Source organism: Stenotrophomonas sp. P5_B8 (assembly GCF_054049855.1).
In genome coordinates this window covers 1-2,940 of the sequence record NZ_JBFULO010000453.1, presented here as the reverse complement: position 1 = coordinate 2,940, position 2,940 = coordinate 1, and the positions used below count along the sequence as shown (strand labels likewise).

Annotated in this window: 2 protein-coding genes and 3 tRNA genes; all 5 read left to right on the top strand. The window is 65.9% G+C overall.

Features of this window, described 5'->3' with window-relative positions:
- The first annotated feature begins 289 nt into the window (after positions 1–289).
- A complete protein-coding gene (locus ACXJKH_RS17890) occupies positions 290–1,294 on the top strand; it encodes a cyanophycinase (protein ID WP_457321345.1) in 1,005 nt (334 codons plus the stop codon).
- A 123-nt stretch (positions 1,295–1,417) separates the two neighbouring features.
- Positions 1,418–2,431, top strand: coding sequence for an isoaspartyl peptidase/L-asparaginase family protein (locus ACXJKH_RS17885; protein WP_457321343.1), 1,014 nt, complete (start codon positions 1,418–1,420; stop codon positions 2,429–2,431).
- Positions 2,432–2,569: 138 nt separating this feature from the next.
- Positions 2,570–2,655 (top strand) — tRNA-Tyr (locus tag ACXJKH_RS17880).
- Between the two features lie 28 nt (positions 2,656–2,683).
- A tRNA-Gly gene (locus tag ACXJKH_RS17875) sits at positions 2,684–2,757 on the top strand.
- Positions 2,758–2,804: 47 nt separating this feature from the next.
- A tRNA-Thr gene (locus tag ACXJKH_RS17870) sits at positions 2,805–2,880 on the top strand.
- Positions 2,881–2,940: the final 60 nt, after the last annotated feature.

The window sequence follows — 2,940 nt, the reverse complement described above, 5'->3', positions numbered from 1 at the left end:
ACCCGGTGACCTGCACCGTGTCCAGTTGCTGCACCCCGGGGGCGGAAGTCTGGGCACCCGCGGTCGCGGCCACACCCATCAACGCCAGCTGGATCGACCACGCCATCGCCTGTTTACGCATGAGAATTCTCGAGAAGAAAGTGTCGGCCTCGAGGGAGGCCTGTCCCCCATTCACATTTCGCGAATGGACGGCGCGCATTTAACGCCTTTTTTACGGGGTTGACCACTGCCATGTTCTCTGGCACACAGTGGAAGCGTTTACACCCTCGATGTGTTCAGGGAGATCAGCGTGCACAAGGCTCTCCGCCCCCTCGCGCCCCTGCTCTGGCTGCTGTCGGTCGGCCTGGCTGCGCCGGTCCATGCCCAATCGCTGCAGGACCCCGGTTATCGCTACTACGAGGTCGGGGACCTGGACGCGTCGCCGGCCGCGCATACCGAACCGGCGATGATGCTGATGGGAGGCGGGGAGTGGGTGCCCGAGGCGTTCCAGTGGTGGCTGCAGCGGGCCGGGCACGGCCGCGTCGTGATCCTGCGCGCCTCCGGCGCCGATGACCTGCAGGAGCGCCTGTACCGCGGCATCGGAGGGGCCGCCTCGGTGCAGACCCTGGTGTTCGACAGCCGCCGCGCCGCCGATGACCCGGCCGTGCTGCGGGTGGTGGCCGCGGCGGATGCGATCTTCATCGCCGGCGGCGACCAGTCCCGCTACATCCGCTTCTGGAAAGGCACCGCACTCAATGCCGCGCTCAACGCGCATGTCCGTGCCGGGCGCCCCATCGCCGGCACCAGTGCCGGGTTGGCCATCCTTGGCGGGTACAGCTACGGCGCCCTGGACGGCGGCAGCGTCACCTCCGAACGCGCGCTGCGCGACCCGATGGGCAGTGCGGTCACCCTGGACAACGACTTCCTGACCTTGCCGTACCTGTCCAACGTGGTCACCGACACCCATTTCGGCAAGCGTGACCGGCTCGGCCGGTTGATTGTCTTCGTTGCCCGGGCGGCTCTGCAGGCCGGGCGTGATGACATGGTGGGCATCGGCGTGGACGAGGACACCGCGCTGTGCGTGGAGGCCGATGGGCGAGGGCGCGTGCTCAGCAATGACGACGGCTACGCCTGGCTGGTGATGCCCCGGCATACCGCCGAGCGCCTGCGCGATGGTGAACCGCTGGATTTCCACGCGATCCCGGTCACCGGCGTGGGCAGCGGCAGCCTGCTGCATCTGGATGGATTCGGCGTGGACGATGCGGCCTTCCGCATGACCGCCGACATCCGCGACGGCCACCTGCAGCTGCGGTAGCGCGCACCCGTTGGCCGCAGCGATACCCGGATCACGCGCAAGGTCCAGCTGGGCAGGGCACAGGCCTACCCGCGCCGCGCATCTGCGGCCATGATGGACCTTCCCAACCTGCCGGTGCCGCCGATGTCCCGTCCAACCGCGTTGCTGTTGTCGCTGTGCCTGTCGATGCCGCTRGCGGCTACCGCCGCCAGCCCGGTGCTGGTCCTTCATGGCGGTGCCGGCGTGGAGCGCAAGGATCTGTCGCCGGCCGAGGAAAAAGCCGCGCGCGCCGCCCTCCAGCAGGCACTGTTGAAAGGCCATGCCGTGCTGGCTGCGGGCAAGCCGGCACTGGACGCGGTCACCGCAGCCATCACCGTGCTCGAGGACGATCCCACCTTCAATGCGGGCAAGGGCGCGGTGTTCACCCACGATGGCCGCAACGAACTGGATGCGTCGCTGATGGATGGCGCCACGCTCAAGGCCGGTGCGGTGGCTGGGGTGCAGCGGGTGCGCAACCCGATCCTGCTGGCCGAGGCGGTAATGCAGCATTCCCCGCACGTGATGATGGTCGGGCAGGGCGCCGAAGCGTTCGCCGCCACCCAGGGCATCACGCTGGTCGATCCGTCCTACTTCCGCACCGGGAARCGCTGGCAGCAACTGCAGAAAGCGCTCAAGGAACAGGCCAGCGGCCAGGCCCATGCCGATCTGGAGACCGCGCGCCACTTCGGCACCGTCGGTGCGATCGCGCTCGATGCGCAGGGACACCTGGCCGCCGGCACCTCCACCGGCGGCATGACCAACAAGCGCTTTGGCCGCGTCGGCGACTCGCCGATCATCGGCGCCGGCACCTATGCCAACGACATGTGCGCGGTGTCGGGCACCGGCTGGGGCGAGTACTACATCCGCACCGCCGCCGCCTACGACATCTGCGCACGCATGCAGTACCTCAAGCAGAGCCCGGCCGAGGCCGGACGCGCGGTGATCAACGCGCGCATCCCCGCGCTGGGCGGCGACGGTGGGGCGATCGTGTTGTCCGCCGACGGTCGCGTGGCCACGCCGTTCAACACCCAGGGCATGTACCGCGGCTGGATCGGGGCCGACGGCGTGCCGCACGTGGCCATCTTTGCCGACGAAGCGCTGCCGCTTCCCGCGCAATAGCCCGTCGTTGCGGCGGAATTTGCGATTGCTGTGAAAAAGTTGAAAAAGAGTGTTGACAGAACCAGTCTTCACCCCCAAAATTCACGGCTCTTCCACCCCACACCGAAAACGCTTCGGCGCCACGGGACAGGGTGGTAAGGAGGGATACCCAAGCGGCCAACGGGGGCAGACTGTAAATCTGCTGGCTTACGCCTTCGGTGGTTCGAATCCACCTCCCTCCACCAGTTTCATGTTGTGGCAAGAGCTTCCGATGCGGGAGTAGTTCAATGGTAGAACCTCAGCCTTCCAAGCTGATGGTGCGGGTTCGATCCCCGTCTCCCGCTCCATTGAATGAATTTGAATATATTCAAATTCGTGCCATAATACAAAACTCGCTCACGTAGCTCAGTCGGTAGAGCACCTCCTTGGTAAGGAGGAGGTCGAAGGTTCGATTCCTTTCGTGAGCACCATCTAAGTGCTACCAATTCAGACGATTTCGAGATAAGCAGCCATGGCCAAGGGTAAGTTCG